General features: G+C 71.6%; 23 protein-coding genes. 12 read left to right on the plus strand and 11 right to left on the minus strand.

The genetic code is table 11. The annotated features are described in order from the left end of the window. Positions 1-16: 16 nt before the first annotated feature. Both ABD331_RS04220 and ABD331_RS04225 read right to left on the minus strand, forming a co-directional pair. Positions 17-2953, minus strand: coding sequence for a beta-galactosidase (locus tag ABD331_RS04220; RefSeq protein ID WP_344470904.1), 2937 nt, complete (start codon positions 2951-2953; stop codon positions 17-19). Between the two features lie 70 nt (positions 2954-3023). After that, positions 3024-4055 carry a BtrH N-terminal domain-containing protein gene (locus ABD331_RS04225; RefSeq protein ID WP_344470905.1) on the minus strand — a complete coding sequence of 344 codons (1032 nt, stop codon included), beginning with the start codon at positions 4053-4055 and terminating at the stop codon, positions 3024-3026. Positions 4056-4388: 333 nt separating this feature from the next. Between ABD331_RS04225 and ABD331_RS04230 the strand changes: the two genes are divergently transcribed. The 7 genes from ABD331_RS04230 (at position 4389) to ABD331_RS04260 (ending at position 11077) form a co-directional block, all read left to right on the plus strand. Next, positions 4389-5612 carry an ROK family transcriptional regulator gene (locus ABD331_RS04230; RefSeq protein ID WP_344470906.1) on the plus strand — a complete coding sequence of 408 codons (1224 nt, stop codon included), beginning with the start codon at positions 4389-4391 and terminating at the stop codon, positions 5610-5612. Next, complete coding sequence (locus ABD331_RS04235) at positions 5609-6418, plus strand: ABC transporter permease (RefSeq protein ID WP_344470907.1); 810 nt, start codon at positions 5609-5611, stop codon at positions 6416-6418. The genes ABD331_RS04230 and ABD331_RS04235 overlap by 4 nt, the downstream gene beginning before the upstream one ends. After that, positions 6415-7194 (plus strand): ABC transporter ATP-binding protein, encoded by a 780-nt coding sequence (locus ABD331_RS04240; protein WP_344470908.1) that lies wholly within the window; start codon positions 6415-6417, stop codon positions 7192-7194. The genes ABD331_RS04235 and ABD331_RS04240 overlap by 4 nt, the downstream gene beginning before the upstream one ends. A gap of 30 nt (positions 7195-7224) precedes the next feature. After that, entirely contained in the window at positions 7225-8193 is a 969-nt protein-coding gene (locus ABD331_RS04245) for an aliphatic sulfonate ABC transporter substrate-binding protein (RefSeq protein WP_344470909.1), read from the plus strand. Continuing rightward, positions 8190-9656, plus strand: coding sequence for a sulfatase family protein (locus ABD331_RS04250; protein WP_344470910.1), 1467 nt, complete (start codon positions 8190-8192; stop codon positions 9654-9656). Before ABD331_RS04245 ends, ABD331_RS04250 begins: the two co-directional genes overlap by 4 nt. 105 nt (positions 9657-9761) lie before the next feature. Next, positions 9762-10781, plus strand: a complete 1020-nt coding sequence (locus tag ABD331_RS04255; RefSeq protein WP_344470911.1) for a hypothetical protein — start codon at positions 9762-9764, stop codon at positions 10779-10781. Continuing rightward, complete coding sequence (locus tag ABD331_RS04260) at positions 10751-11077, plus strand: hypothetical protein (protein ID WP_344470912.1); 327 nt, start codon at positions 10751-10753, stop codon at positions 11075-11077. The genes ABD331_RS04255 and ABD331_RS04260 overlap by 31 nt, the downstream gene beginning before the upstream one ends. 3 nt (positions 11078-11080) lie before the next feature. Here the strand turns inward: ABD331_RS04260 and ABD331_RS04265 are convergent, their stop codons facing one another. Genes ABD331_RS04265 through ABD331_RS04280 form a run of 4 tightly spaced genes read right to left on the minus strand, consistent with a single transcriptional unit; the run spans position 11081 to position 15024 of the window. Then, positions 11081-11887, minus strand: coding sequence for an ABC transporter permease (locus tag ABD331_RS04265; protein ID WP_344470913.1), 807 nt, complete (start codon positions 11885-11887; stop codon positions 11081-11083). After that, the gene (locus ABD331_RS04270; RefSeq protein ID WP_344470914.1) at positions 11884-12714 is read right to left on the minus strand and encodes an ABC transporter permease; all 831 of its coding nucleotides are present in this window, start codon (positions 12712-12714) and stop codon (positions 11884-11886) included. The genes ABD331_RS04265 and ABD331_RS04270 overlap by 4 nt, the downstream gene beginning before the upstream one ends. After that, entirely contained in the window at positions 12711-13913 is a 1203-nt protein-coding gene (locus tag ABD331_RS04275; protein WP_344470915.1) for an ABC transporter substrate-binding protein, read from the minus strand. Before ABD331_RS04275 ends, ABD331_RS04270 begins: the two co-directional genes overlap by 4 nt. A 22-nt stretch (positions 13914-13935) precedes the next feature. After that, positions 13936-15024 (minus strand): ABC transporter ATP-binding protein, encoded by a 1089-nt coding sequence (locus tag ABD331_RS04280; RefSeq protein ID WP_344470916.1) that lies wholly within the window; start codon positions 15022-15024, stop codon positions 13936-13938. An 82-nt stretch (positions 15025-15106) separates the two neighbouring features. Here ABD331_RS04280 and ABD331_RS04285 point away from each other — a divergent pair, with 82 nt between their 5' ends. From ABD331_RS04285 to ABD331_RS04295, 3 genes are all read left to right on the plus strand, one after another. Beyond that, complete coding sequence (locus ABD331_RS04285; protein ID WP_344470917.1) at positions 15107-15859, plus strand: FadR/GntR family transcriptional regulator; 753 nt, start codon at positions 15107-15109, stop codon at positions 15857-15859. Between the two features lie 66 nt (positions 15860-15925). Beyond that, a complete protein-coding gene (locus tag ABD331_RS04290) occupies positions 15926-16660 on the plus strand; it encodes a cache domain-containing protein (protein ID WP_344470918.1) in 735 nt (244 codons plus the stop codon). A gap of 88 nt (positions 16661-16748) precedes the next feature. Further along, positions 16749-18830 carry a glycosyl hydrolase family 28-related protein gene (locus tag ABD331_RS04295; protein WP_344470919.1) on the plus strand — a complete coding sequence of 694 codons (2082 nt, stop codon included), beginning with the start codon at positions 16749-16751 and terminating at the stop codon, positions 18828-18830. A 70-nt stretch (positions 18831-18900) separates the two neighbouring features. Here ABD331_RS04295 and ABD331_RS04300 read toward each other — a convergent pair whose 3' ends face one another. From ABD331_RS04300 to ABD331_RS04315, 4 genes are all read right to left on the minus strand, one after another. After that, on the minus strand, positions 18901-19788 hold the full coding sequence (locus tag ABD331_RS04300; RefSeq protein ID WP_344470920.1) for a LysR family transcriptional regulator: 888 nt from the start codon (positions 19786-19788) through the stop codon (positions 18901-18903). Between the two features lie 7 nt (positions 19789-19795). Continuing rightward, entirely contained in the window at positions 19796-20665 is an 870-nt protein-coding gene (locus ABD331_RS04305) for a fumarylacetoacetate hydrolase family protein (protein WP_344470921.1), read from the minus strand. 97 nt (positions 20666-20762) lie between these two features. Further along, on the minus strand, positions 20763-22415 hold the full coding sequence (locus ABD331_RS04310) for a multicopper oxidase family protein (protein ID WP_344470922.1): 1653 nt from the start codon (positions 22413-22415) through the stop codon (positions 20763-20765). Further along, positions 22412-22831: a hypothetical protein gene (locus ABD331_RS04315; RefSeq protein ID WP_344470923.1), complete on the minus strand. Its 420-nt coding sequence runs from the start codon at positions 22829-22831 to the stop codon at positions 22412-22414. The genes ABD331_RS04310 and ABD331_RS04315 overlap by 4 nt, the downstream gene beginning before the upstream one ends. Before the next feature lie 152 nt (positions 22832-22983). On the opposite strand from ABD331_RS04315, the gene ABD331_RS04320 reads away from it, so the two are divergent. Next, positions 22984-24195: a sensor histidine kinase gene (locus ABD331_RS04320; RefSeq protein ID WP_344470924.1), complete on the plus strand. Its 1212-nt coding sequence runs from the start codon at positions 22984-22986 to the stop codon at positions 24193-24195. Next, positions 24192-24869, plus strand: a complete 678-nt coding sequence (locus ABD331_RS04325; protein WP_344470925.1) for a response regulator — start codon at positions 24192-24194, stop codon at positions 24867-24869. The genes ABD331_RS04320 and ABD331_RS04325 overlap by 4 nt, the downstream gene beginning before the upstream one ends. A gap of 280 nt (positions 24870-25149) precedes the next feature. On the opposite strand, the gene ABD331_RS04330 is transcribed toward ABD331_RS04325, so the two are convergent. Continuing rightward, entirely contained in the window at positions 25150-26328 is a 1179-nt protein-coding gene (locus ABD331_RS04330; protein ID WP_344470926.1) for a L,D-transpeptidase, read from the minus strand. Positions 26329-26434: the final 106 nt, after the last annotated feature.

Consider the following 26434-nt stretch of genomic DNA (forward strand, 5'->3'; position numbering starts at 1 on the left):
CCAAGGGCTGCGTGGATCAGGGCCCGCCGCGTACGTTTCCGTAGGTGAACAGGCTGAGCGGGCCCGGCCCCGCCGATGGCTGCTCGGCGGTCACGGCCAAGGCCAGCGTGTTGGTCCCCCGCTCGTTCAGCAGCCCGGCGGGCAGCGAGAACTCGCGCTGAGGGCCGATGTCGGCGCCGTACTGGCCGACGTTCCAGCCGTTCAGGAAGATCAGCACCCGGTACGCGGGCGAGGGGTCGCCGCCGAACCGCAGCCCGACCGGGACGTCCTGGCCCTTGGGCAGGTCCAGCTCGAACGAGGTCCGGTACCAGGTGACGCCGGGGGTCAGGGCGGCGGAGGGAGCGGCCTCCTTCCACGATTTGTCCCGATATTTCGGTAGATGCCAGCCGGTGCGCTCGCCGTACAGGCCGCCGGTGCTCAGCGGGCCGCGCAGCTTGTCGAGCCCGGCGGTGCCCTGGATGCGCCACGCGATCGGCGTCCCGCTGACGGACGCCGCCACCAGCCCCCGGGGCTGCTTGAAGCGCAGGTCGTCGGCGATCCAGTCGTCGTTGTGTCCCATGTTGGCGACCAGGACGGCCAGCACGTTGTCCGCGCCCGGCTTGAGCACGCCCGCCGGGACGGCGAAGTGGCCGGGGCCCGGGTCGGGGTTCGGCGGGGTCCACTGGTCGCCCGAGTCCGCCTCCACTCCCCCGGCGGCCGAGCCGAGGTAGCGGCCGTTCAGCCAGACGAGGTAGTTGCCGCGCAGACCGGTGATCGCGTTCAGGTCGATCGTGGTCTCCGTGCCGGTGGCGGTGAAGTGGCCGCGGTACCAGACGTTGCCGTTGTGGAAGCCGTAGTCGTCGGCGTACAGGACGGGGAGGGTCTTGGGTGGGTGGGGGCTGGTCGTGGTGGTGTGGTCGGCGGCCTTCCAGCGGGAGTCGTCGAAGGCTGGTGCGGCCTCGGGGGCTTCTGGGTGGGCGCGCCAGCCGGTCAGGGCGGGCAGATCGGCCGGGACGGGGGCGCGGGTGACGCCGCGCAGGGAGCCGCTCGCGGTGCGCGTGACCGGCACGTCACCACCACCCACCGACTGGCCGCTGCTTGGCGTCGCAGCCTGACCGCTGCCTTGGCTCGCAGGCTGGCCGCTGCTCGGGCCGATCTCGACGCGCTTGACCGACGGCGGCGCGAAGACCTCCACCTCGCCCGCCGCCGCCGCGCCTGAAGCCGCGCCTGACGCCGTGTCCGCCTTCAGCCGCACCACGTCGCCCCGCAGCGTGGCCGAGCGGACCAGTTCCGTGCCGCGTACCAGCACGGGCCCGGCCGGGGTCGAGGCCCGCCAGAAGCGCGCCGCTTCCTCGTCCGTCCCGATGAGCAGCAGCACGGGCCGCCGCCCGCCACCCGTGACCAGCACCCGCGCCAGCCCTTCGTGCGCGTAGTCGAGCCGCAGGTCACCCCCGCTGTACGCGACCCGCACCGCCCCTTCGAGCACCTTGACCGACGGCTGCGACGCATACCGCAACACGGTGGCCCCGGGCGCGCCGGCGGTGCCGTAGAGAAGGGCCACGTCGCGCCCGCCGATGGCGGCGTGGGTCATGATCGAGGAGGTGGAGACGGCCAGCCGCTGCCCGCCCAGGTCGTACCCGGCCACGAGGACGTGCGCGTCCCGTCCCTTGACCTGCACCGGCACCTGGTAGCGCCCGTCGGGGGCGGCCCAGTCGAGGGTGGCGGAGTCGGCGCTGGTGGCGGCCCTGTCGGTGTGCCGGACGAGGACGAACTGGGTGCCGGTGTCGGGGTTCGCGCGGGCGACGGTGGTCAGGGCGGCGCCGGCGGGGACGGCGGGCGAGGGGGTGAGGGCGTCGGTCTTGGCGATGGGGGCGACGGCCTCCAGGAAGTAGCCCTGGCGCTTGAACTCGTCGTACTTGGGCGTGAGCCGCCTGGCCTCGGTGATCGCGGCGCCGTAGTCGTAGGAGGTGTAGACGTCGTTGGGCTGGGCCAGCCAGCCCCAGTTCGTGCCGCCGTACCCCATGTAGTAGGAGAACATGGTGGCGCCGGTCTGGATGAGGTTGTTCTTGTAGAAGAACTTCATGAAGGCCGGCCCGGTGAGCTCGCGGCATTTGTCGTACCCGGCGTTGCCCAGGTCGATGGCCCCGGCCTGGTACTCGGCGGCGAAGACGGGGATGTCGTCGCGCAGCTTCTCGGTCAGGCCCTCGCCCCACGGCCCCCAGAGGCCTGGGTTCGCGCACTCGAAGGACTGCGGGTAGTCGTCCACGCCGGGGATCTGCACCGCGCCGGGCCCGGTGGCCCAGGTCGAGCTCCAGCTTCCCGCGTCGCAGCAGTCGTTGGTGGTGATCGGGACGGTGATGCCGTCGGCCCTGGCCTGGTCCTGGATGTCCTGCATGTACGAGGCGTCGGTGTTGACCTGGTACTCGTTCTCGGCGTTGTAGAGGATCACCGGGCCGCCGTCCGTGACCTGGTGGCGGGCGATGATCGGGTTGATCCTGTGCAGCCACTCGCGGTACGCCTCCCGATAGCCGGGCTCGAAGCTGCGGGCCCGGCCGGGCACCGTCTTGAGCCAGGCGGGGAAGCCGCCGCCGGTGCTCTCGGCGTTGATGTACGGGCCCGGCCGCGCGATCACGTACAGGCCGGCCTCGTGGGCGGTGCGCAGGAGCCGGTCCACGTCGCGTACGCCGCTGAAGTCGTACACGCCGGGCGCGGGCGAGTGGTAGGCCCACGAGAAGTAGAGCGAGACGGCGTTGAACCCGGCCGCCTTGAACTTCTCCATCACGTCGCGCCACAGCTCCTGGCTGGGCAGCCGGAAGTAGTGGAACTCGGCCGACTGCAGCACGATCCTGCGGCCGTCCACGGTCAGCGAGTACTTGTCGTAGGTGACCTCGGGCGCGGTGCCGGCCCGCGCGGGCGCGACGAGGGTCGCGCAGGTCAGGAGCAGGGCCAGGAGCACCGGGGGCAAGCGCCTCATGGTCGCCTTCCAGGGGGTGGGCTCGGAACGGCATGCGCGCTCTTTAATTTGGCGACCATCCAAACAAAAGTCAATAAATCTTGGCCAGTGCCTCCGCTCCCCGCTCCTCCAGCAGCACGGCCTCCGCGACGAGCGCGGCCACCTCCGCCAGCGGCTCGCGCGCCGCCGCTGCGGCGGCCACCCGCGACCACTGCCGACCACACTCCCGGTAAAGCCCCGCCGCCTCACCGCACCCGGCGTGTTCGGCCTCCAACAGGAAGTCGGCGTAGAGGGGTCGAGTGGCGCCGGGCGCGGTGTAGTCGACCTCCAGGCACTCCGCCAGCCGATCGAGCGCCGGCCCGGGATCGGCGAACCTGCGGGTCCAGCCCTGCTTGCCGGTGGTGTCGGCGAGCTGGGCCGCCAGCTTGCGCATCCCGGACAGCCCGAAGTTGACGTCGAAGTTGTTGCCCAGCACCGGCCCGGTCAGCTTGGCGGCGGTGTCAGTGATCGCCGCGCGCACGTCGGGCTGACCGGTGGCGGGGCCGGTGACCTCGACGAGCAGGTGCTTGGTCTTGGGGAGTGCGGACCAGGCGGCCATGAAGGCGGCCAGCGGCAGCTCGCCGGGCCCGTCGTCCCGCACGCGCACGGTGTCGCCGTCCAGGCCGGTCACCGCCACGTCCACCGGGTCGGGGAAGGGCATGGTCTCCCGCCAGGGCAGCAGGTGGCGGGAGATCCGGCAGATCGGCCGGTGCCCGGCGTCGAGCGCGGCCCGCAGGTTGCGCTCGGCGGCCTTGGCCGAGCCGGTCCGGCGCAGCTCGTGCGGGACGCCGGCCCTGGCGAGCGCGAGCGGGATCATCGGTTCGGGATGGGCCTGGGCGACGACGGTCAGCATGGGCGGGTGTCCGGCGTACTCGAAGACGAAGTACATGAACCCGATGCCGCCGCCCAGCCCGAGCAGCATGGCCTCGGACAGTCCGCCGCCCAGCACGTCACGCAGCAGCGCCGACTCGTGGTGGTGGCGGCGGGCGCGGCCCGCGACGTGGCGCAGCGCGGTGGTGTAGGACTCGCCGGTCCTGGCCATGCGCTCGCGTACGCGGCGCTTGAGGTGCTTGTGATCGGTCATGGCAGCGCTCCCGCGGCGGCTCCGTGCGCGGACCCACGCTCCTTCGGCACGGCCCGCCGTGAAGAGAACCCGCACGATCGAGACGTCGCCCCGAGGACATCGATCCCCTCTGCCTCCGCGTGGCCGCACGGCGTGGGTGCGCGGTCAGGAGGTCGGGCGCGGGACGGCGCCGGTCAGCACAGCGTACTACCGGCACCCCGTTACGGGAACGTTACGAGTGGCGCGAATCCCCGCATACGCCTATTCTCGCAGCTCACAGGGCCAATCTCGGGGCGGGTACGTTTTTTTCCGGGTTATTGACGAAAAACACCGGGCGTCGGCAGACTCTCCGTCATGTCACAACCCCGTGGCCCCCTGTCACAACTCCGGCGCGGGCACGAAGAGCTCGTGCTGGGCCTGCTGCGCAAGCACGGCCCCCTCAGCCGGGGCGAGCTGGGCAAGCGTTGCGGGTTGTCCCGTACGACCCTCTACGACATCCTCGCCGAGCTCGTCGCCACCGGCGCCGTGGTCACCGCCACCTCCCAGGAGGCGCCGCGCGGCCGTGGCAGGCCGGCCGAGACGCTGACCCTCAACCCCGACGCGGGCCAGGCCATCGGCATCGACTTCGCCCGCCGGGCGCTGCACGTCGCCGCCGTGAACCTCGCCCACGAGGTGGTCGGCTCGGCCAGCGAGCCGCACGACGCCGGCCTGCCGTGGAAGGAGCGGGTCGAGCTGGCCGTCCGGCTCGTCGGGTCGCTCACCGGCACCCGTACCGGCGCGGGCGCGCTGCGGCTGGGCGCGCTCGACGCGATCGGCGTCGGCGTGGTCGGCGTGGTCGGCTCCCAGCACGCGGGTGACGAAGAAGCCGCGCCGCACCCCGTGCAGGTGCTGCTGCGGGAGCGCTTCGGCGTCCCCGTGCTGCTGGACAACAACACCCGCCTCGCCGCGCTGGGCGAGTCCATCTGGGGCGCCGCCGCCGGCGGCCAGGACGTGCTCTACCTGCGCCTGTCCCACGGCGTCGGCGGCGGCCTGGTGGTCGGCGGTTCGCTGCACCGCGGCGCGTACGGCCTGTCCGGCGAGTTCGGCCACATCACGGTGGAGCCGGGCGGCGCCCGCTGCGACTGCGGCGGCACCGGCTGCCTGGAGACCGTCGCCTCGATAAGAGCGGTGCTGGACGCCTTCCGCGCCGCGGGCGGCCGGGCGGCGGACGTGGCGGAGCTGGTCAAGGCCGTCCGCGCGGGCGACAGGACGGCGCTCACCCTGCTGGACGGCGTCGGCGCCAGGATCGGCGAGGTGCTGGCGGCCCTGTGCAACGCCATCGGCCCGAGTGTGATCGTGATCGGCGGCGAGCTGGCCGAGACGGGGCCCGCGCTGGTCGAGCCGATCGAGCGGGCGCTGCACGACCACGTCATGCCGGTCTCGCGGCACCGGGTGAGCCTGCGCCGCGCCACGCTCGGCGAGGTCGCGGGCGCGCTCGGCGGCATCGCCCTGGTGCTGCACGAATCCCCCCTGCTTTCCCGCTATCCGGCCGGCCCGGATCTCGCGGAGGACCCGATCCCCGACAAGGAGTCTCGATGACCCAGCTCACCGCGCTGGGCAAGTCGCCGGCGGCGCAGGCCGCCCGGCGCGCCCCCAGTCGCTCGCGGCGCGCCATCGCGCTCAACCTCATCGCCGTCGTCATCGGCCTGGTCGTGTGGACGTTGCTGGCCACGATCGGCGTGCAGGGACTGCCGGGGCCGCTGGAGGTGGCGGCCAAGGCGGGCGAGCTGATCGCCGACGGCACCCTGTTCCTGGACGCGCTGGCCAGCCTGCGCAGGGTGCTCATCGGCTTCCTGCTCGGCACGCTGCTGGCCATCCCGGTCGGCTTCCTGATGGGCTGGTACGCCACCGCGCGCGGCCTGCTGGAGCCGTACGTGCAGTTCTTCCGGACGATCCCGCCGCTGGCGATCATCCCGCTGGCCATCGTGCTGATGGGCATCGGCGAGGTGCCGAAGATCTTCGTGATCTTCCTGGCGTCGTTCCTGTCCAGCGTCGTCTCGACGTTCCAGGGCGTCGTGGACGTGGACAGGACGCTCATCAACGCGGCCCGCGTGCTGGGCGCGTCCGACCGCACCATCTTCCTCAAGGTCGTGGTGCCGGCCTCCACGCCGTTCATCCTGGTCGGCATGCGGGTCGGGCTCGGCTCGGCCTGGGGCACGCTGGTCGCCGCCGAGCTGATCGCCGCCCAGGAGGGCCTGGGCTTCCGCATGCAGCAGGCCCAGCTCTACTACGACCTGTCCACGATCTTCGTGGGCCTGATCGCCATCGGCGTGCTCGGCCTGCTGATGGACCGCCTGCTGCTGCTCGCCGAGCGCCGCCTCACCAACTGGCAGGAGCGCCGATGAACGCCAAGATCTCGTTCAGGGACGTCGTCAAGACGTACCCGATGAAGGGCGACACCTTCACGGCCCTGGACCGCGTGTCGCTGGACATCGCCGACCGCGAGTTCGTCACCGTCGTGGGCCCTTCTGGCTGCGGCAAGAGCACGCTGATGAGCATGGCCGCCGGCCTGGTCGAGCCCACCTCGGGCGAGGTGCTGGTGGACGGCGCGCCGGTCGTCGGCCCCGGCCCCGACCGCGGCGTGATCTTCCAGCAGTACGCGCTGTTCCCGTGGCTGACCGTGCGCAAGAACGTCGAGTTCGGGCTCAAGCTCATGGAGCTGCCCGCCGAGGAGCGCAGGCGGCGCGCCGAGCGGGCGATCGAGCTGGTGGGGCTGGCCGACTTCGCGGACGCGCTGCCGAAGACGCTGTCCGGCGGCATGAAGCAGCGCTGCGCGATCGCCCGCGCGTACGCGGTGGACCCGCAGGTGCTGCTCATGGACGAGCCGTTCGGCGCGCTCGACGCGCTGACCCGGGTGCAGCTCCAGGACCAGCTCCTCGACACGTGGAGCAAGGACCAGCGCACCGTCATGTTCATCACGCACGACGTGGACGAGGCCGTCTACCTGGCCAGGCGCGTCATCGTGATGGCCGCCAGGCCCGGCCGGCTGCACAGGGTCATCGACGTGGACCTGCCGTACCCGAGGACCGAGGAGATGCGGCTGTCGCCCGAGTTCGGGGACATCCGCAACGAGGTCTGGCACTCCGTCTACCACCAGGCTCCGGCCGTACCCGCGGCCTAAGTAAAACCTCCCAGAAAGGACTGATCCGCCATGCGTTCTCTTCGCCGCGCCCTGACGGCCGCCACGGCGGTGAGCCTGCTCGCACTTTCCGTGACCGCCTGCTCCGACGACGGCTCCACGGTCCGGTTCGGCTACATCAGCGACTACAACGGCGCGAGCCTGCTCGCGATCGCCGAGAAGCAGGGCCTGTGGGAGAAGCAGGGGCTCACCCCCGAGATCAAGGTCTTCACGAACGGACCGCTCCAGATCCAGGCGCTCGGCGCCGGTGACCTCGACTTCGGCTACATCGGCCCGGGCGCCATGTGGCTGCCCGCGACGGGCAAGGCCAAGGTCGTCGCCATCAACACGCTCGCCTACGCCGACCGCGTCATCGGCCGGCCCGGGATCAAGTCCATCGCGGACCTGAAGGGCAAGAAGGTCGGCGTGCCCGAGGGCACCTCCGGCGACATGGTGCTCAACCTGGCCCTGCAGAAGGCCGGCCTGAGCGCCTCGGACATCGAGAAGGTGCCCATGGACCCGGCCACCGTCGTCTCGGCCTTCGTCGCCGGGCAGATCGACGCGGCCGGCATCTGGTACCCGCTGATCGACAACATCAAGGGGAAGGTGCCGGACCTGGTCGAGCTGGCCAGCACCAAGGAGTGGCCGGAGAGCTCGTTCCCGACCGCCTTCGTGGGCGGCACCAAGGTGAACGACGAGCTCACCAACAAGGTGATCAAGGTGCTGCAGGAGGCCAACGACTGGCGGGCCGCGCACTACGACGAGTCGATCACCGAGGCGGCGTCGCTGCTCAAGCTGGACGCGGCCAAGGTCAAGGCCGACGCGGCCAACGTCAAGGTGATGACCACCGAGGACCTGGTCAACAAGACCAAGGACGGCACCGTGGCCAAGTGGCTCAACAGCCTGGGCGACTTCTTCGTCAGCACGGGCCAGCTCAAGACGAAGCCCGACCCCGCCACGTACTACACCGGTGACCTCTACACGAAGGCCTTCACGAAGTGAACCTGCTGTTCCTGATGACCGACCAGCACCGCGTCGACACCCTGGGCTGCTACGGCAACCCGCACGTGGCCACGCCCAACCTCGACAGGCTGGCCGCCACCGGTACGCGGTTCGATCGGTTCTACACGCCCACGGCCATCTGCACGCCCGCGCGGGCCAGCCTGCTCACCGGGCAGGCCCCGTTCAGGCACCGGCTGCTGGCGAACTACGAGCGCAACGTCGGCTACCTGGAGGACCTGCGCGAGGACGCCTTCACCTTCCCCGAGGCGCTGAAGGAGCGCGGCTACAACCTGGGGCTGATCGGCAAGTGGCACGGCGGGACCAGCCGCAACGCCGCCTCCTACGGCTTCGACGGGCCCGACCTGCCCGGCTGGCACAACCCGGTGGACCACCCCGACTACCTGGCGTACCTGGAGGAGCGGGGGCTGCCGCCGTACCGGATCTCGGACCTGATCAGGGGCACCACGCCGAACGGCAACCAGGGCAACCTGCTCGCCGCGCGGCTGCACCAGCCGGTCGAGGCCACGTTCGAGCACTACCTGGCGGACCGGGCGATCGAGCTGATGGAGCGGTACGCGGCGGACGGCAAGCCGTTCTTCCTGGCCACCCACTTCTTCGGGCCGCACCTGCCGTACCTGCTGCCTGACGAGTACTTCGACATGTACGACCCCGGTCTGGTGGAGCTGCCGGCGTCGATCGCGGAGACGTTCGAGGGCAAGCCGCCGGTGCAGCGCAACTACAGCGACCACTGGACGTTCGACACGATCCCGATCGAGGTCACCCGCAAGCTGATCGCCGTCTACTGGGGTTACGTGACGCTGATCGACCAGCAGATCGGCCGCATCCTCGACCGCATGGACGAGCTGGGCCTGACGGACCAGACGTCGGTGTTCTTCACCTCCGACCACGGCGAGTTCACCGGCGCCCACCGGCTGCACGACAAGGGCCCGGCGATGTACGAGGATATCTACCGCATCTGCGGCATCGTCCGCGTCCCGGGCGAGGCGCCGCAGGTCAGGAACGAGTTCGTGACGCTGACCGACTGCACGGCGACGATCCTGGAGCTGGCGGGCTGCGACCCGAAGCCGGCGGTGGACAGCCGCAGCCTGGTGCCGCTCGTGCGCGGCGAGCACCCCGAGTGGCCGGGCGAGCTGCTCGCCGAGTTCCACGGCCACCACTTCCCCTACCCGCAGCGCATGATCCGCGACGACCGCTACAAGCTGGTCGTCAACCCGGAGTCGGTCAACGAGCTGTACGACCTGCACGCCGACCCGCACGAGCTGAGCAACCGCTACACCCACCCGGAGCTGGCGCCCGTCCGCCGCCGCCTCATGCGCAGGCTGTACGACCTGCTGCGCGACCGCGGCGACAACTTCTACCACTGGATGACGCCGATGTACGACATCGGCGAGCTGGACTACGACCCCACGCTGAGCTCCTTCGAGAAAGAGACCACCGGTTGACGCGTCCCGGCCCGCCTACTGGGGCGATTCCCGTTCTGGCAAACGGGTCTCCTCCGGTGCGGTCGGTGTGCTTGACTCCCGCCTGGTGACCTCATTGGAGGGTTCATGGGGGAGTTGGTGGGGATCGACCCCCGCGGTGCTCTTGAGCTGATCCGCCGGATGGAGGCGGTGAAGGCGGTCCTGGGCAGGACGCGGCCCGGGCTCGACGCGGCGATCGCCGAGGCGGGCCCGGACTGGGCGGGCCGGCAGGGCAGCACGGCTCTGCGTCGCGCGTGGGCGTTTCTCGACGAGTCCCAGCATGATCTGAAGTGGCGGATCGACACCGTTGAGCAGCTTGTGGCGGTTCGGGAGCGGGGGATGCTGACGGCGGTCTTCCCGTTCGGCGAGGAGTCCGAGGCGCGGCGGGAGGCCGAGCAGGCTGCGGGCGTCATCCGCGCTTCCCTCGGCGGCCCCGCCGTCGCGGCGCCCGGCGCTCCCATCGACGTCGCCGCGGTGGAGCGGGCCGTCTCGGGTGTGGCGGGCAAGGTGGGCGACCCGGCCTTCGCGGCGGCGCTCCTGACGGCGCTCGGCCCGGACGCCTTCACGCGCGTCCTGAGCGTCGTGACGGACGCGCCCGGCTCGGTGAACGCGCCCGGCTCGGTGGACACGCCCGGCTCGGTGGACACGCCCGGCTCGGTGGACGCGCCCGGCTCAGTGGACGCGCCCGCCAGTCCGCCCGACATGTCCGGCTCCTCCCCCGCGCTTCTGGCCCGGGCCTTCGCCAGCGCCGAGCGCACCGGCCGCCTGGGCGACGACTGGCACGCCATGCTGGACACCGCCCCGCCCCGGTCCCTCACCGCCCTGATCTCCCTGGCCCCCCAGTCCGGCGCGGTGCTCAACCACGTGGCGGTCACCCTCCTGAAAGACCACCCGGCCGAAAAGCTGGACGGCCTGATCACGGCCTACACCGCCAACCCCCTGGCGTTCCAGCAGTTCCTGGCCGAGCACCCGCACGAGACCGCCGCCCTCCTCACCACCGGCTCCCCCGCCCTGCGACCAGCCCTGGACGAGGCGCTCAAGCCGGGTGTGGGCGCGGAGGGCCTGCGCGAGCGCGCGTGGGCGAACGTCCGGGCCATCGGCGGCTGACGATGCCGACCAAGGACCAGTTGCTCCGCGAGGCCGCCGACAAGGAGGCGCTGGCCGTCACCTTCCTGCGCTACGCCAGAGCGCTGCCGGACACGTTCGAGGGCATCCCGTCGCGCCCGGCCGACTGCGAGCCGTTCTGGCGCGGCCCGGCCGCGCAGCGCTTCCTCACCCAGATCCTCAGGTTGCGCCGCGAGCTGGACGACCTGGAGGACGACTGCCTGGCCACCGCCGAGAGCCTGCGCCGCCGCGCCAGGCGGCTGCGCGAGCAGGCCGCCCAGGTGCCCGATCCCGCATGAAGGTCAGTGCGCGCCCACGTCGGACGACAGCCGCTGGGCCAGGTAGATCGGCACCACCGAGGCCACGATGAGCGCGGCGGCCACCACGTTCACCACCGGCGCCTGGTTCGGCCTGAAGAGGTTCTCGAAGATCCAGATGGGCAGCGTCCGCACCCCGGCCCCGGCGGTGAACGTGGTCACGATGATCTCGTCGAACGACAGCGCGAACGCCAGCAGCCCGCCCGCCAGCAGCGCCGACCGCATCATCGGGAACGTGACCAGCCGGAACGTGGTGAACGGTCCCGCCCCGAGGTCGGCAGACGCCTCCTCCAGGCTCGCGCCCGTGCGCCGCAGCCGCGCCAGCACGTTGTTGTAGACGGTCACCACGCAGAACGTGGCGTGCCCGACGACCACCGTGAACAGGCCGAGCCCGACGCCGAACGGCTCCAGCACGGTGCGGAAGGCGTTGTTCAGCGCGATGCCCGTGACGATGCCCGGCAGCGCGATGGGCAGGATGATCACCAGTGACACGGTCTCGCGCCCGAAGAAGCGGTAGCGCTGCACGGCGAAGGCCGCCATCGTGCCGAGCACCAGCGCGATCGCGGTCGCCCCGAGCCCGGCCCGCACGGACGTCCACAGCGCGTCGCGCACCCCCGAGGAGGCCCAGGCGGCGCCCCACCAGCGCAGCGTCAGCCCGGACGGCGGCCAGCCGAAGGTGCGGTCGGCGTTGACGGAGTTGAGCAGCACGACGGCCAGCGGCACGTAGATGACGGCCAGCCCGGCGGCGAGCGCGAGCCGGAGCAGCAGTCTGGACAGCCGGGACAGTCTCACAGGTTCTCCAGCGCGCCGGTGCGGCGCACGGCCGCGAGGTATCCGAGCATGACGACGACGGGGACGGTGGCCACGGCCGCGGCGAACGGCAGGTTGTTGGCCGCGCCGATGTTGTCGTAGACGACGTTCCCGATGAGCTGGCTGCGCCCGCCGACGATCTTGACGGCGATGTAGTCGCCGAGCGACAGCGAGAACGTGAAGATCGACCCGGCGATCACGGCCGGGAAGGTCAGCGGCCACACGATCGTCCTGAACACCCGCCACGACCTGGCCCCGAGGTCGCCCGCCGCCTCCAGCAGCGAGCCCGGCAGCCGCTCCAGGCCCGCGTAGATGGGCAGGATCATGTACGGCAGCCACAGGTACGCCAGCGTCAGCACCGTCGCGGTCAGCCCGAAGCCCCAGCCCAGCAGGCCGCCGGACGACAGCATCACGCGCCACGCGTACGCCTTGACCAGGTAGCTCGCCCACAGCGGCGTCAGCACCGCGATCACCAGCCAGCGCCGCGAGCGCGGCGAGGCCAGCTTGGCCATCGCGAACGCCATGGGGAAGGCCACCACCAGGTCGACGACCGTCACCGCGAGCGCCACCCCGACCGAGCGCAGCACGATCGTCCTGTACACCTCCCCCGTGACCAGGTCGCGGAAGTTGACCCAGGTGAAGGTCCTGGTCAGCTCCCCGGTGAAGGTGTCCACGGAGTAGAACGCGGTGACGAACAGCGCCGCCAGCGCCCCCAGGTACGCCAGCCCCAGCCACGCCAGCGGCGCCGACAGCAGCAGCGACAGGCGTACCCCCGCCCTGCGGTGCAGGAAGGCGGCGACGCGCGTCAACCCTTGATCTCCGTCCAGGCCCGCGTCCACTCGGCGTAGTCCTTGCACGTGACGTCCGTGCGGCCGTCGAGGCACTGGGCGATCGGGGTGGTCCAGTAGTGGATCTTGGAGAAGTACTCCTCGTCGGTGGCGTGGAAGGTCTCGCAGTGGTTCGGGTCGGCGGTCTCCTCGCACGCCTTGGCGTTCGACGGGGCCTCACCGAAGTACTCGGCGACCTGCGCGTTCGCGGTCGGCGAGATGATCCAGTCGAGCCACCGGTACGCGCAGTTCGGGTTCGCCGCCTTGGCCGCCACCATCCACGTGTCGGACCAGCCGGTCGCGCCCTCCTTGGGCAGCACGGCCTCCACGGGGGCCTTCTCGCTCTTGGCCACGTTCACGATGACCTGCCAGGTGGTGCCCACGACGGAGTCGCCGCTCTTGAACGCCTGGATCTCCTTGGTGTAGTCAGACCAGTACTCGCCGACGAGCTGCTTCTGCTGCTTGAGCAGGTCCACCGCGGCCTGGAACTGCTTGTCGTCCAGCGCGTACGGGCTCTTGATGCCGAGGTCGGGCTTGGTGGCCATCAGGTAGAGGGCGGCGTCGGCGATGTAGATGGGCGAGTCGTACGCCGTGATCCTGCCCTTGTACGGCGAGTCCGGGTCGAAGACGACGCTCCACGAGTCGGGGGCGGGCTTGACCGTGTCGGTGCGCCACATCAGCAGGTTCGCGCCGCGGCCGTGCGGGACCCCGTACGGGACGCCGTTCACGGAGTTCCACGGCTTGCTCTTCAGGCCGTCGAACACGTCGGTGTAGTTGGGGATCAGGCTGGTGTTGACCGGGGCGACGGTGCCGGCCGCGATCAGGCGCAGCGAGGCGTCGCCCGAGGCCGAGACGGCGTCGTACTGGCCGGTCCGCATCAGCGTGACCATCTCGTCGGAGGTGCCGGCGACCTTGGTGTTCACCTGGCAGCCGGTCTCCTGCTCGAACGGGGTGACCCAGTCGACCTTCGGGTCGTTGCTGCCGTCCTCGACGTAGCCGGCCCAGGCGACCAGGTTGACCTGGCCCTCGCCGGTGCCGAGGGCTCGCTGGGGCTGCAGCGGCGGCGGGACGAACCCGCTCTGGCCTGGGGCGGGGGCGGTCGTCGTCGTGGGGGCGCCGCCGCCGCAGGCGGTGACGAGCGCGAGGGCCGCCGCTGCGAGGGCTGATCCGATCCGTCGCATTGCCTTCTCTCCTGGGTGATCGCTACTTGATCGCGAACTCGTGGCGCCGCTGCCACACGAGCCGGACGCGGGCGCCTCTCAGGCCCGTCACCTCCATGGAGGAGACCTGGAGGTTCTGCTGGAGGGCGATCAGCCGCCCGCCGGCGTCGAGGTCCACGACGAACCTGGTGGCGGCGCCGGCGTAGACGACCTCGGCGACCGTCCCGGTGGCCGAGTGCTCGCCGGGGCCGGTCACGGCGAGCCCGTCGGGCTCTGCCGCCCCGGCCACGGCGAACTCCCCTCCTGCTAAGCCGTTCTCGCCGAACACGACGCGGAGCTTCTCCGGGCGCACGCTGAACGTGCCGGAGCGCCCGAGGATCTTCTCCGCGGCGGCGCCCGAGATGAGGTTCGACGTCCCCACGAACCCGGCCACGAACGCGGTGGCGGGCCGCTCGTACACCTCGGCGGGCGTGCCGACCTGCTCGATCCGCCCCCGGTCGAACACCGCCACCCGGTCGCTCATCGTCAGCGCCTCCTCCTGGTCGTGCGTGACGAACAGGAACGTGATGCCGACCTCCCGCTGCAACTCCTTCAGCTCGACCTGCATCTCCTCGCGCAGCTTGAGGTCGAGCGCGCCGAGCGGCTCGTCGAGCAGCAGCACGCGCGGGCGGTTGACCAGCGCCCTGGCCAGCGCCACCCGCTGCCGCTGCCCGCCGGAGAGCTGGGCCGGGCGGCGGTCCTCGAAACCCTCCAGCCGCACCGAGCGCAGCGCGGACACGGCCCGCTCGCGCCGCTCGGCCTTGGGCACGCGCTTCACGCGCAGGCCGTACTCGACGTTGGCCAGCACGTTCATGTGCGGGAACAGCGCGTAGTCCTGGAAGACGGTGTTGACGTCGCGCTCGAACGGGGCCAGCCGGGTGACGTCCCTGCCGCCCAATTCGACCGTCCCGGCAGTGGGCGGCTCGAAGCCGGCGATCATGCGCAGCACCGTGGTCTTGCCCGAGCCCGAGGGGCCCAGCATCGCGAAGAACTCGCCGTCCCGGACTTCCAGATCGATCCCGTCAACGGCCGTGACCGGCCCGAACTCCTTGCGCAGCCCGCGTAAGCCGACGGCTGTCTCGCTGCCTGGCATAACCTAAAACATATGGTTTCAAAGGTTTCGCGACAAGGGCGTCTCCTGTATCAATGTCGTTAACGCTGGAAGAGGTGGGGGCATGGCGACGAGGGGAGCCCACCTGGCCGTGTTCGCGCCCGTGGGGGGCACCGGCCGGGTGGACGCGGTCGTGCGCCGCCTCTCCGACGCCATCGCGCTCGGCCTCCTGGCCGACGGCGAGCAGCTCCCCAGCGAGGCCGAGCTGGCCGCGCTGCTCGGCGTCTCCACCGTCACCCTGCGGGAGGCGCTCATGGCGCTGCGGCAGCAGGGGCTCGTCGAGACGCGGCGGGGGCGGGGTGGCGGCAGCTTCGTGCGTACGCCGAGCGAGCCGCCCGAGCTGGGGGCACGGCTGCGCGCCTTCACCGTGGACGAGCTGCGCGACCTGGGCGACCACTACGCGGCCATCGCCGGCGCCGCCGCCCGGCTCGCGGCGGGGCGGGCACTGCCTGGCGACCTGGCGCCCCTGTGGCGCACGCTGGACGCCATGGCGCACCTCACGGGCGGTGGGCTCAGTGCTGGGGCCAGGGCCGGGCTGCGACGTCTGGACGGGCGGTTTCACGTCGAGGTGGCGGCGGCCTCGCAGTCGGCACGACTCACTCAGGAGGAGATCCGGTTACAGGCCGACATCGGGCCGTTGCTCTGGCTTCCGTACGACGAGCCTGGCAGGCACGATGAGGCAACGGCCCAGCATCGCGCCATCGCCGAGGCCATCCGCCGCGGAGACCCCGGCCTGGCTCGTGACCTGGCTGAACAGCATGTGCTCGACGCGATAGAACGGCTGATCGAGCTGCGGTTGCGGCTGGCGGACGCCTGACCGCGCGGCGGCCCGTGAGTTCGCGAGCCGCGCCGGGCGCGACCACAGGCACGGAGGTAGCGCGCGATGCCCCAGCCCTCGACTTCCACCACCACAGCCGCTCGCGTCGGCCGGGCCGTCTCCCGGATCGGCGAGACGGTGCAGGGCGTGTTCACCGTCCTGGACGAGGTCCGCGACCGCACGGCCGCGCTCGCCAGGACGCGGCGGCCGCTGGCCACGGGGGATCTGGCGACGCTGCGGCCCGCCCTGTTCCGTCATCTCGGCGGGCTCATCGCGGGCATCGGGTTCATCGCGGCGCCGGGGCTGCTGGTGGACGCGCCGTGGTATCTGGAGTGGTGGCAGGACGATCCGTCGGGGACGCCGGTGCAGCTCCTGCGCGATCTCGACCCGGCCAGCAGCGCGTTCTACGACTACACGCACTGGGAGTGGTACGCGGGGCCGAGCGAGGGGGCGGAGCGGACGATCTGCGGCCCGTACGTGGACTACCTGTGCACCGACGAGTACAGCCTGACGCTGTCGGTGCCGGTGCTGGCCGGGGGCGCGTTCGTGGGGGTGGCGGCGGCGGACGTGTTCGTGCGGCGGTTCGAGGGGGCGGTCGGGCCGGTGCTGCGCGAGGTGCCGGTGCCCGCGTTCGTGATCAGCGCGGCGGGGCGGATCGTGGCGTCGAACACCGCCAAGTGGATCGGCGGGTCGGTGTTCCGGGGGGAGGCGGGGTTCGAGGTGCATCCGTGCGGCGGGCTGCCGTTGTCACTCGTCGCCGCAAGTGACGCAACGCCTTGCGTGTTTGACGCAAGAATTTGAGCTAAGGCTGAAAGTAGTTCACAGGGCCTTGTGGAGCGGTGTGCGGGGGGCCTAATGTCGCCTCACCCCCCGAGAGAAACGAGCACGCATGCCCCGCTCCGCCCTCACCTCGGCGCGCCCTCCCCGCTCCGCCGACACCGCGGCGCGCCCTCCCCGCTCCGCCGGCACTGCGGCGCTTTCTCTCCGCTCCGCCCTCGCGGCGGCGCTCCTCGCCGCCACTGTGGCGTGCGGCCTCATGGCGCCGCCCGCGCTGGCCGACTCCCCCGCCCGAGCGCCGGTCGTGACGCGGGCCGCGCTGGATCCGGCGCTGGTCGCGGGCCGGGGCGCCGCCGTGGCGTTCGCGGAGCAGGAGGCGGAGAACGCCGCGACCGACGGCACGGTCATCGGGCCTGACCGCAGCGCGTACACGCTGCCCGCCGAAGCCTCGGGACGCAAGGCGGTGAAGCTGACGCCCGGACAGCACGTCGAGTTCACCCTGCCCGCCAGGACGAACGCGATCACCGTGCGCTACAGCATCCCCGACGCCCCCGGCGGAGGCGGCATCACCGCGCCCCTCGACGTCACCGTCAACGGCGGGCGCCGCACCACGATGACGCTGACCTCGCAGTACTCCTGGCTCTACAACCAGTACCCCTTCTCCAACGACCCGGGCGCCGACCTGCTGCACCCCGACTGGTGGATCACCGAGTGCGCGTGCGTGCCCAGCGCGACCACCCCGGCCCCGGTGATCGCCAAGCCGTTCCGGCCCAGCCACTTCTACGACGAGCAGCGCCTGCTGCTCGGCCGCACCTACCGGGCGGGCGATCGGGTGCGGCTGACGGTCCCGGCGGGCAGCAAGGCCGAGTGGACGGTCATCGACCTGCTCGACTCCGAGCTGGTCGGCCCGCCCAAGGTGGTGCCGCGGGCGGCCGACGTGCTGGCGTTCGGCGCGGACCCCACCGGGCGGCGCGACTCGGCCGGGGCGATCGACAAGGCCATCGCGTACGCCAAGCGCAAGCGGCTGACCGTGTACATCCCGCCGGGGACGTACCAGGTGAACCGGCACATCGTCGTGGACGACGTGACGATCACCGGCGCGGGCAACTGGTACACGATCATCAAGGGCCGCGAGGTCGCCCTGCCCAGCCCCGCGCCCGACGGCTCCGTGCACACGGGCGTCGGCTTCTACGGCAGGCCCGCCGCCGAGGGCGGCAGCCGCGACGTGCACCTGTCGGACTTCGCGATCGACGGCGACGTACGCGAGCGCATCGACACCGACCAGGTCAACGGCGTCGGCGGCGCGATGAGCGACTCCACGATCGAGCGGCTGCACATCCGGCACACCAAGGTCGGCATGTGGTTCGACGGCCCCATGACGAACCTGCGGGTCACCGGCAACATCATCGTCGACCAGATCGCCGACGCCATCAACTTCCACACCGGCGTCTCCGGCTCCGTCGTGTCGCACACCTTCATCCGCAACAGCGGCGACGACGCCATGGCCATGTGGTCGGAGAAGAGCGCCAACACGGGCAACACGTTCGACCACAACACCGTGCAGACGCCCGTCCTGGCCAACGGCATCGCGATCTACGGCGGCACCGACAACACCGTGTCCGACAACCTGGTCGCGGACCCGATCAGGGAGGGCAGCGCGCTCCAGGTGGGCTCCCGCTTCGGCGCCGAGCCGTTCGCCGGGCGGCTGGACATCACCGGCAACACCACCGTGCGGGCCGGCACGTACGAGCTGAACTGGAACATCGGGCTGGGCGCCATCTGGTTCTACGCGCTGGAGCGGGACATCGCCGCCGACGTCCGGGTGACGGGCAACGACTTCCTCGACAACACCTACAACGCGATCATGCTGGTCAGCGAGTGGTCCGTGAAGGACCTGTACGCGATCACGAACGTGCACTTCAAGGACATCCGGGTGGACGGCGCCGGCACCTCCGTGGTCAGCGCCCGGGTGAAGGGGTCGGCCACGTTCGAGAACGTCGACGCGCGGAACGTGGGAGCGGTCGGGGTGAACAACTGCGGCTCGTTCGGGTTCCCCGCCGGCGGCTCGGAGTTCTCGCTGACCGACCTCGGGGGCAACGACGGCGGGTGGCTGGCGCCCTGGCTGCTGCCCAACACGATCACCTGCGACGACCGCCCGCCGGTCGTCCCGCCGCCGGCGCCGTCCCCCTGGTGAGCGCCCGATGACCCCCGCCTGCCGGGCAGGAGGCCCCCTCCCGGCAGGCGGTGCATCACTTCCGAGAAGTTCAGGCGGTGGCGGGGAACAGGTCGCGGAAGTTGCGCACGATCGGGTTGGCGTCGCCGGTCCGCCAGGTGACGTCCAGCGTGACCACCCTGGTCGCCGGCGCGAGCGGCCGGAACACCACGTCCCCGCGCCGCAGCCGGGCCACCGACTCCGGCACGATCGACACCCCGATCCCCGCCGCCACCAGCCCCACGATCGTCTGCATCTGCACGGCCTCCTGCACGATCACCGGCTCGAACCCGGCCGCCCTGGCCACCCCGGTGATCTGGTCGTACAACGCGCTCCCGTACCGGCGGGGGAACATCACGAACGGCTCCTCCGCCAGCGCCGCCGCCAGCAGGGGCGTCCGGGAGGCGAGGGGATGCCCGCTGGGCAGCGCGGCGAGCAGCAGCTCGCGCGCCACCGTGCGGGTGGACAGCACCTCGGCGGCGGGCCCGGCCAGCGGCGCGTGCAGCAGCCCCACGTCCAGCAGCCCCTGCCGCAGCTCCTCGGCCTGCTGCGCGGTGGTCAGCTCGCGCAGCTCGACCTGGACGCCCGGGTAGCGGGCGCGGAAGCGGCGCAGCACGCGCGGCAGCGTCAGGTTCGTGGCCGACCCGACGAACCCGATGGCCAGCCGCCCCGCCTCGCCCCTGCCCGCCCGCCTGGCCGCCTCGGCGGCCAGCTCGGCGTGCGCCAGGCTGGTGCGCGCCTCCGCGACGAACGCCTCGCCCGCCGCGGTGAGCCGCACCTGCCTGGTCGTACGTTCGAACAGCCGCACGCCCAGCTCCTCCTCCAGCTTGCCGATCTGCTGGCTGAACGGCGGCTGCCGGACGCCCTCACGCAGCGCGGCGCGGCCGAAGTTGAGCTCCTCGGCCAGCGCCACGACGTAGCGGAGCTGCTGGAGATTCATCCGCCCTTTATACCGACAGGCCCGGCACGCCCCTCACCACCGTGGTCGACAGGGTGCCGATCTCGCCGATGCCGATCGTCACCGTGTCGCCGTCCTGCAACGTGAACGGCAGGTCCGGCACCAGGCAGGTGCCGGTGGCCAGGACGGCGCCGTCGGGGAAGACGTCGGCGCGGTAGAGGTATCCGGCCAGGTCGTCCAGGCGCCGGTTGAGCTGGGAGGTGCTGGCCTTGCCGTCCCACACGGTCTCCCCCGCCCTGGCGATGCTGAGCGAGATGTCCAGCGCGTACGGGTCGGCGACCTCCCACGCGGGCCTGATCGCCGGGCCGACCGCGCAGCCGCCCAGGTAGATCTTGGCCTGCGGCAGGTAGAGCGGGTTGACGCCCTCGATGGTGCGGGAGCTGACGTCGTCCACGACCGTGTAGCCGACGATCTCCCCCGACGCGTTCAGCACCAGGCCCAGCTCCGGCTCCGGCACGTCGATCTCGGAGTCCTCGCGCACCGCGATGCGCCCGCCGTGGCCGGCGACCTTCCACGCCACCGACTTGAAGAACAGCTCGGGCCGCTCGGCGTCGTACACCAGCTCGTACACGTCGGCGGCGCGCTCGCTCTCCAGCACCCGCGCCTCCCGCGACCGCCGGTACGTCACGCCCGCCGCCCACACCTCCATGCGGCCGTCCACGGGAGGCAGCAGCGGCACGGAGCCGGACGGGTGCGGCGTCCCGTCCGCGGACGCGCAGCGCTCCCGCAGCTCATCGGAGGACAGGCGGAGCAGCTCGCCCACACTGGTGATCCCCGACAGCTCCACCACCTGCTCACCGTCATCCACTCCCACCGCATCGCTGCTGGTCAGAGGGCTGGTGAACCGTACGATCTGCATGCGTGCTCCTAGCTCCATCAGACGAGGGGGCACATGTCATCCGATGAATGTCCCCTATGGGATCAACTTAGTAGTTCGCCGGGATGATCGGGAGGGCTCAGACGACCTCGAAATCGGCCATCATCGCCATGTCCTCGTGTTCGAGGTTGTGGCAGTGCAGCATGTAGCGGCCACGGTAGCCGTCGAAGCGGGCCAGCACGTCCACCACCTCGTACGGGCGCACGTCCACGGTGTCCTTCCAGCCCGCGTCCGTGGCGTCCGGCCGCCTGCCGTTCCTGGCCAGGACCTGGAAGTGGGCCAGGTGCACGTGCACGGGGTGGTGGAAGTCGCTGGTCAGCCGCCAGACCTCGGCGGTGCCCAGGCGCGGGCTCGCCAGCGGGACGCCCGGCTGGTAGCGGTGGCCGTTGATGGTCCACGAGTCGTTCGTCCTGCGGAAGTCGAACGTGCGGGTGGTGACGGGGCGGGGGGCGCGGGGCGGGCGGGACAGGGTGGCGGGGACGGCGGTGTCGTCGCGTTCCCGCCTGGTGACCACGAAGCGCATCACCTTTCCCTGCGGGCCGTTCGACAGGGTGTTGAGCAGGGTGACGTGGGTGCCGGGCGGGTAGTTCAAGAAGTCGACGATGACGTCGTGGCGCTCGCCGGGGGCCAGGGTGATCGTGTCGTGGTCGATGGGGGCGGCCAGGAGGCCGGAGTCGCTGCCGATCTGGGTGAAGCGGGCCTTCGGGGAGAGGGTCAGGCGGTATCTGCGGGCGTTGGAGGCGTTCACCAGGCGCAGGCGGTGCCGCGCGGCCGTCACCTCGGCCACCGGCCAGGGGGCGCCGTTGACCAGGATCACGTCGCCCTCCACACCCTCCAGGTAGTCGGGGTCGAGGGCGTGCGTGCCGTCGTCCAGCCCGTGCGCGCCCCCGCCCATGCCATGCGTCCCTGCGCCGTGCGTCCCTGCGCTGTGCCCGCCCGCGCCCGTGCTGTGTGCGGTGTGCGGGTAGCGGAAGGAGCCGTCCTCCTCGAACGACCGGTCACAGATCATCAACGGCAGCTCCCGCTCACCCCGGGGCAGCGGCAGCGCGTCCTCCTCCTCGTCCCGAACCAGCACCATCCCCGCCAGCCCCCGCCACACCTGCGGCGCCGTGAAGTCCATCCGGTGATCGTGGTACCAGAGCGTGGCCGCCCGCTGCTCCACCGGATAGCGATAGTCCTTGACCACCGGGTGCAGCACCTCCCCCGGATGCCCGTGCGCCGAGGAGTATCCGGCGGGGACGACGAGGTCGGTCGGGTAGCCGTCCGAGCCGGGCGGGGTGACGCCGCCGTGCAGGTGGGTGGAGGTCGGCACGGGCAGCTCGTTGCGTACCCCGATCACGGCGGGGCTGCCGCGCCGCAGCTCGAACGTGGGCCCGGGGAAGGTGCCGCTGTACCCCCACACCTCGGTGCGCAGCCCGGGAAGGATCTCCACGGCCGCCACCCGCTGCGTCACCTCGTACCGGCCGGGGCTCACCGGCCGCGCCACCTCGGGGATGGGCAGCGGCACGGTGAACGGCTCGGGCAGGCGCGCCCTGCTCGCCAGGAGCTCACCCGCCGTCTCGGACCCGCCACCGCACCCGGCGGCGGCCAGCGCGGCCCCGCCCAGCACACCGAGGAACGCCCGCCGCGAGACCCCTCTCGCTCCACGGTTCACGCCACGCCCGACGCCGCTGATGCCGTACCCGCCGCCCTTGCCACGCCCGAAGCCGCCCATGCCGCGCCCGCCGCTCATGCCGCACCCGCCGCCGCGCCGGTCCGGCGGAAGGCCAGCCACGTCCACGCCGTGAAGACGGCCGACAGCCCGAAGATCGCCATCCCGAGCGGGAAGTGCCCCGCGATGACCCGGTCCTGGCCGAGCATCACCTGCACGGTCTCCAGCACCACCAGCCCAACCCCGGCCACCGCCGGCCACCACGCTCCCCTCCCGGGCCGCCACAGCAGCACGGAGGCGAGAAGCTGCAGGTACAGGACGCTGTGGGTGACGCCGCCGTTGTTGCGGTGCCAGGTCAGCAGGTCGACGTCGCCGGTGACGAACAGCCCGGCCAGCGCGGCCTGCGCGAGCACGCCCGTCAGGTGGGCGGTGGCCGTCACCCGCAGCGACCAGACGATCCAGCGACGCGGCGCCGGTGTGGAGTTCGAGGAGGTCATGCCGGAAATGCTCCTTCGGCACCCCTTCCGGTCACATCCCACGCGGGACGACACCCCGCCGTACTCCCGCAGTCGTACGCCGCCCGAGCCGCGCCGGAAACGTACGCCCTCGGGATGACGTCCGTTCAGAGGGCGATCGCTACCTTATGGACATGGAAAGCCGCAGAACGGACGCGCTCATCGCGGTGGGCAGCCTGGTCGCGATCGTGCCCGCCACGTACGCGAACCTGTCGTGGACCGGGCCCTACGAGCGCCCGATCGACCCCGCGGGCCTGGTGCTGATCACGATCGCGGCCCTGTCGCTCGCCTTCCGCCGGTCCGCCCCGCTGACCGCCGGGATCGTCGCGGCGGCCTGCGGAGTCGTGTACTACGCCGCCCACTACCCCGGCGTGTTCGCCGCCGCACCGGCGCTGGCCTCGATCTACACCCTCGCCGTGCTGGGGCGGCGCGCCGACGCGATCTGGCTGGCGATCGGGCTGGCGGTGCCGGTGTACGGGCTGATGGCGCTGTCGTCCGAGGACCCGGGGGCGGGCAACTGGATGGCCTTGCTGAGCGGCTGGCTGGTGGCCATGGTGGTGATCGGCGAGGTGACCAGGAGCCGGCGCGCGTACCTGCACGCGGTGGAGCAACGCGCCGCAGCGGAGACCCAGCGCGCCGAGGCGGAGACGCAGCGCGCCGAGGCGCAGGCGCAGCGGGCGGAGGCGGAGGCGTCGCGGGCGCGGGAGGCTGAGCGGACGCGGGAGGAGGCCGCGTTGCGGCGGGCCGGTGAGGAGCGGCTGTGGATCGCCCAGGAGCTGCACGACTCGCTCACCCACAGCATCTCGGTGGTCAACGTGCAGGCGGCGCTGGCCATGGAGCTGCTGGACAGGAAGCCCGAGCGGGTCAGGGAGGCGCTGGCCGCGATCAAGGAGTCGGGCCACGAGGCGATGGACGAGCTGCGCGCCACACTGGGCGTCCTGCGGCAGAGCGAGCCGGAGGGCGCCGAGGCGGGCCTGTCGGGGCTGCCGCGCCTGGTGTCCAGGGCCGAGGGGGCGGGGCTGCGGGTGGCGCACACCGTCTCGGGCCACCCGTACGCGCTGCCGCCCGAGGTGGACAGGGCCGCGTACCGGATCGCCCAGGAGGCGCTCACCAACGTGCTGCGGCACGCGGGCGCGGCGGCGGTGACGGTGGCCGTGGAATACGATCCGTCGAAGGTCGTGCTGCGGGTGGAGAACGACGGCGAGCCGGGCGTGCCCGGGCCGGGGATGGGGTTGATCGGGATGCGCGAACGAGCGGTGGCCGTCGGCGGCTCCCTCGCGGCGGGCCCCGGCGAACGCGGCGGCTTCACCGTCCGCGCGGAACTCCCAGCCGGAGCAGTGGCGTGAGGCCGCGGCCCGTCAGGGTGCTGCTGGCCGACGACCAGCCGCTGATCCGCGCCGGTTTCAAGGCCCTGCTGGAGCTGACCGACGACATCACCGTCGTGGGCGAGGCAGGCGACGGCGCGCAGGCCGTGGAGCTGGCCAAGCGTCTCCTCCCCGACGTGGCGCTGCTGGACGTCCGCATGCCGCTCCTCGACGGCATCCAGGCCACCCGCAGGATCGGCGCCACCCCCGAGCTGAACGGCGTGCGCGTGGTGATCCTCACCAACTACGCCCTGGACGAGTACGTCTTCGCCGCGCTGCGGGCGGGCGCCAGCGGCTTCCTGCTCAAGGACATCGAACCGGCCGACCTGCTGCAGTCGGTCAGGGTGGCGGCGCGCGGCGACGCGCTGCTGTCGCCGTCGGTGACGCGCCGCCTGATCGAGGAGTACGTCAGCACCCCGCCCCGCCCCGCCCCCGCCCCCGGGCAGGACCGGCTGACCGGCCGGGAGCGTGAGATCGTCGCCCTGGTCGCCAGGGGCCTGTCGAACGACGAGATAGCCGAGCACCTGGTGATCAGCGCCGCCACGGCCAAGACGCACGTGAGCCGGTCGATGATCAAGCTGGGCGTGCGTGACCGGGCCCAGCTCGTGGTCTTCGCGTACGAGTCGGGCCTGGTGGTCCCCGGCACCGCCGCCTAGACGGCCAGCAGGAACTCGTAGGCGTTCAGCGCCCACACCAGCAGCCACAGGGCGATGGCCGGCAGCCGATGCGGCCCCCGCCAGGTTCCTTCAGCAGGCACCCGTTATCACGTCACCTTCCCCTGCGAGCCCTGAGCTTCCCCGAATTCGCCCCTCCAACGGATTCGAATGGAACAGGACGGCGCCCTTGTTCGCTCCATGGTAAATCGCCCGGGCTACAAAGGGAGCATTCATGGAAACCCCCTGGATATCGGCGAAGAATATCCATACAAAATGCCCCTCACCCGTTCACAGGCTTGCCCAGCGCGCTCCCCGCCAGCCACTCCTCCCACGACTTGGCCCAAGGCGTGGGCCCGTTGCCGAACTCCAGTTTCCGCGACGTCCCCGTGACCTCGATGATGTCCCCGCGCTGGGTGAACTCGTAGAACCAGCGCGCGTTGGCCGGGCTGGCGTTCACGCAGCCGTGGCTGACGTTGGAGCTGCCCTGCGCCCCGGTGGACCAGGGGGCGGCGTGGAAGAAGGTGCCGCTGTAGGTCATGCGGACGTTCCACTTGGTGCGGATGCGGTATTCGCCTGGCTCGCCGATGGTGGCGGAGTCCATGACGAGGTCGGCGGCCTTCTCCTGGGCGATCATGATGCCCGAGTAGCTGTCGTCGCCGGGTTTGCCGAGGCTGACGGGGATGGTCTTGACGACCTCGCCGTCCTTCTCGACGACGGCCTTGTGGGTCTTGGCGTCGACCTTGGTGATGTGCTCGGGGCCGACGGTGAAGGACACGCTGCGGTCCTTCGTCCCCCACAGTCCTGATCCGGCGCGCAGGCCGGCCAGGTGCGCCACGACGGTGACCTGTTCGCCGACCGGCCAGTACTCGCGCGGCCTGAACTGGACCTCGCGGTCGCTCACCCAGCTCCACGCGCCCTCGACCGGCTGCGACATGCGCACGACCAGCGAGCGTTCGACGGCGGCCCTGGCCTCCTTGGAGGTGATGGGCTGGGAGAGGAGGAGCTGGACGGGCATGCCGACGCCGACCTTCTCGCCGTCCAGGGGCGACATGCCGCTCTCCAGCGCCCGTTTCGGCTTGAGGGTGGTGAAGGTGGCGGTGCCGGTGACGGCCTTGCCGTCGGTGCCCTTGGCCTCGGCGCTGATCGTGTACGTGGTGGCGGGCCGCAACGGCCACTGGGGCCGCCATTGGCCGTCGGCGGCCACGGCGCCCCGTACGGCGCGGCCCTTGGCGTCGGCGACGGTCATCTTGGTGACCTGGCCGCCGGTGGCCTTGACGGTGATGCCGGTGTCGGGGGCGACCTTCTTGGCGCCGTCGGCGGGGGTGATCGACAGCTTGGCCACGGGGCCCTGCTGCTGTGTCGGCCCCGCGCCGCCGCTTGTGGAGGTGCAGCCGGCGGTCGCTACGAGGGCTGCCGCGCAGATGGTGAGTATTGTCTTGTTGGTCCGGCCGTTCCGCATCCTTGATGCCTCCCGCGCCTGACATATAGGCAGTCATTCAGATTAGACCGGTTATCGGCGATCCGGCGGACTCCTTCCCGTATTGACCGAACCCATGCGAACACGT

This window comes from Nonomuraea monospora, assembly GCF_039531895.1.
Classification (GTDB): Bacteria; Actinomycetota; Actinomycetes; order Streptosporangiales; family Streptosporangiaceae; genus Nonomuraea; species Nonomuraea monospora.

Excerpts from the sequence above, each read along its gene's own strand:
- ABD331_RS04220 (WP_344470904.1), bottom strand. The coding sequence starts at position 2,953 with ATGAGGCGCTTGCCCCCGGTGCTCCTGGCCCTGCTCCTGACCTGCGCG.
- ABD331_RS04225 (WP_344470905.1), bottom strand. The coding sequence starts at position 4,055 with ATGACCGATCACAAGCACCTCAAGCGCCGCGTACGCGAGCGCATGGCC.
- ABD331_RS04230 (WP_344470906.1), top strand. The coding sequence starts at position 4,389 with ATGTCACAACCCCGTGGCCCCCTGTCACAACTCCGGCGCGGGCACGAA.
- ABD331_RS04235 (WP_344470907.1), top strand. The coding sequence starts at position 5,609 with ATGACCCAGCTCACCGCGCTGGGCAAGTCGCCGGCGGCGCAGGCCGCC.
- ABD331_RS04240 (WP_344470908.1), top strand. The coding sequence starts at position 6,415 with ATGAACGCCAAGATCTCGTTCAGGGACGTCGTCAAGACGTACCCGATG.
- ABD331_RS04245 (WP_344470909.1), top strand. The coding sequence starts at position 7,225 with ATGCGTTCTCTTCGCCGCGCCCTGACGGCCGCCACGGCGGTGAGCCTG.
- ABD331_RS04255 (WP_344470911.1), top strand. The coding sequence starts at position 9,762 with ATGGGGGAGTTGGTGGGGATCGACCCCCGCGGTGCTCTTGAGCTGATC.
- ABD331_RS04275 (WP_344470915.1), bottom strand. The coding sequence starts at position 13,913 with ATGCGACGGATCGGATCAGCCCTCGCAGCGGCGGCCCTCGCGCTCGTC.
- ABD331_RS04280 (WP_344470916.1), bottom strand. The coding sequence starts at position 15,024 with ATGCCAGGCAGCGAGACAGCCGTCGGCTTACGCGGGCTGCGCAAGGAG.
- ABD331_RS04285 (WP_344470917.1), top strand. The coding sequence starts at position 15,107 with ATGGCGACGAGGGGAGCCCACCTGGCCGTGTTCGCGCCCGTGGGGGGC.
- ABD331_RS04290 (WP_344470918.1), top strand. The coding sequence starts at position 15,926 with ATGCCCCAGCCCTCGACTTCCACCACCACAGCCGCTCGCGTCGGCCGG.
- ABD331_RS04295 (WP_344470919.1), top strand. The coding sequence starts at position 16,749 with ATGCCCCGCTCCGCCCTCACCTCGGCGCGCCCTCCCCGCTCCGCCGAC.
- ABD331_RS04300 (WP_344470920.1), bottom strand. The coding sequence starts at position 19,788 with ATGAATCTCCAGCAGCTCCGCTACGTCGTGGCGCTGGCCGAGGAGCTC.
- ABD331_RS04305 (WP_344470921.1), bottom strand. The coding sequence starts at position 20,665 with ATGCAGATCGTACGGTTCACCAGCCCTCTGACCAGCAGCGATGCGGTG.
- ABD331_RS04310 (WP_344470922.1), bottom strand. The coding sequence starts at position 22,415 with ATGAGCGGCGGGCGCGGCATGGGCGGCTTCGGGCGTGGCAAGGGCGGC.
- ABD331_RS04315 (WP_344470923.1), bottom strand. The coding sequence starts at position 22,831 with ATGACCTCCTCGAACTCCACACCGGCGCCGCGTCGCTGGATCGTCTGG.
- ABD331_RS04320 (WP_344470924.1), top strand. The coding sequence starts at position 22,984 with ATGGAAAGCCGCAGAACGGACGCGCTCATCGCGGTGGGCAGCCTGGTC.
- ABD331_RS04330 (WP_344470926.1), bottom strand. The coding sequence starts at position 26,328 with ATGCGGAACGGCCGGACCAACAAGACAATACTCACCATCTGCGCGGCA.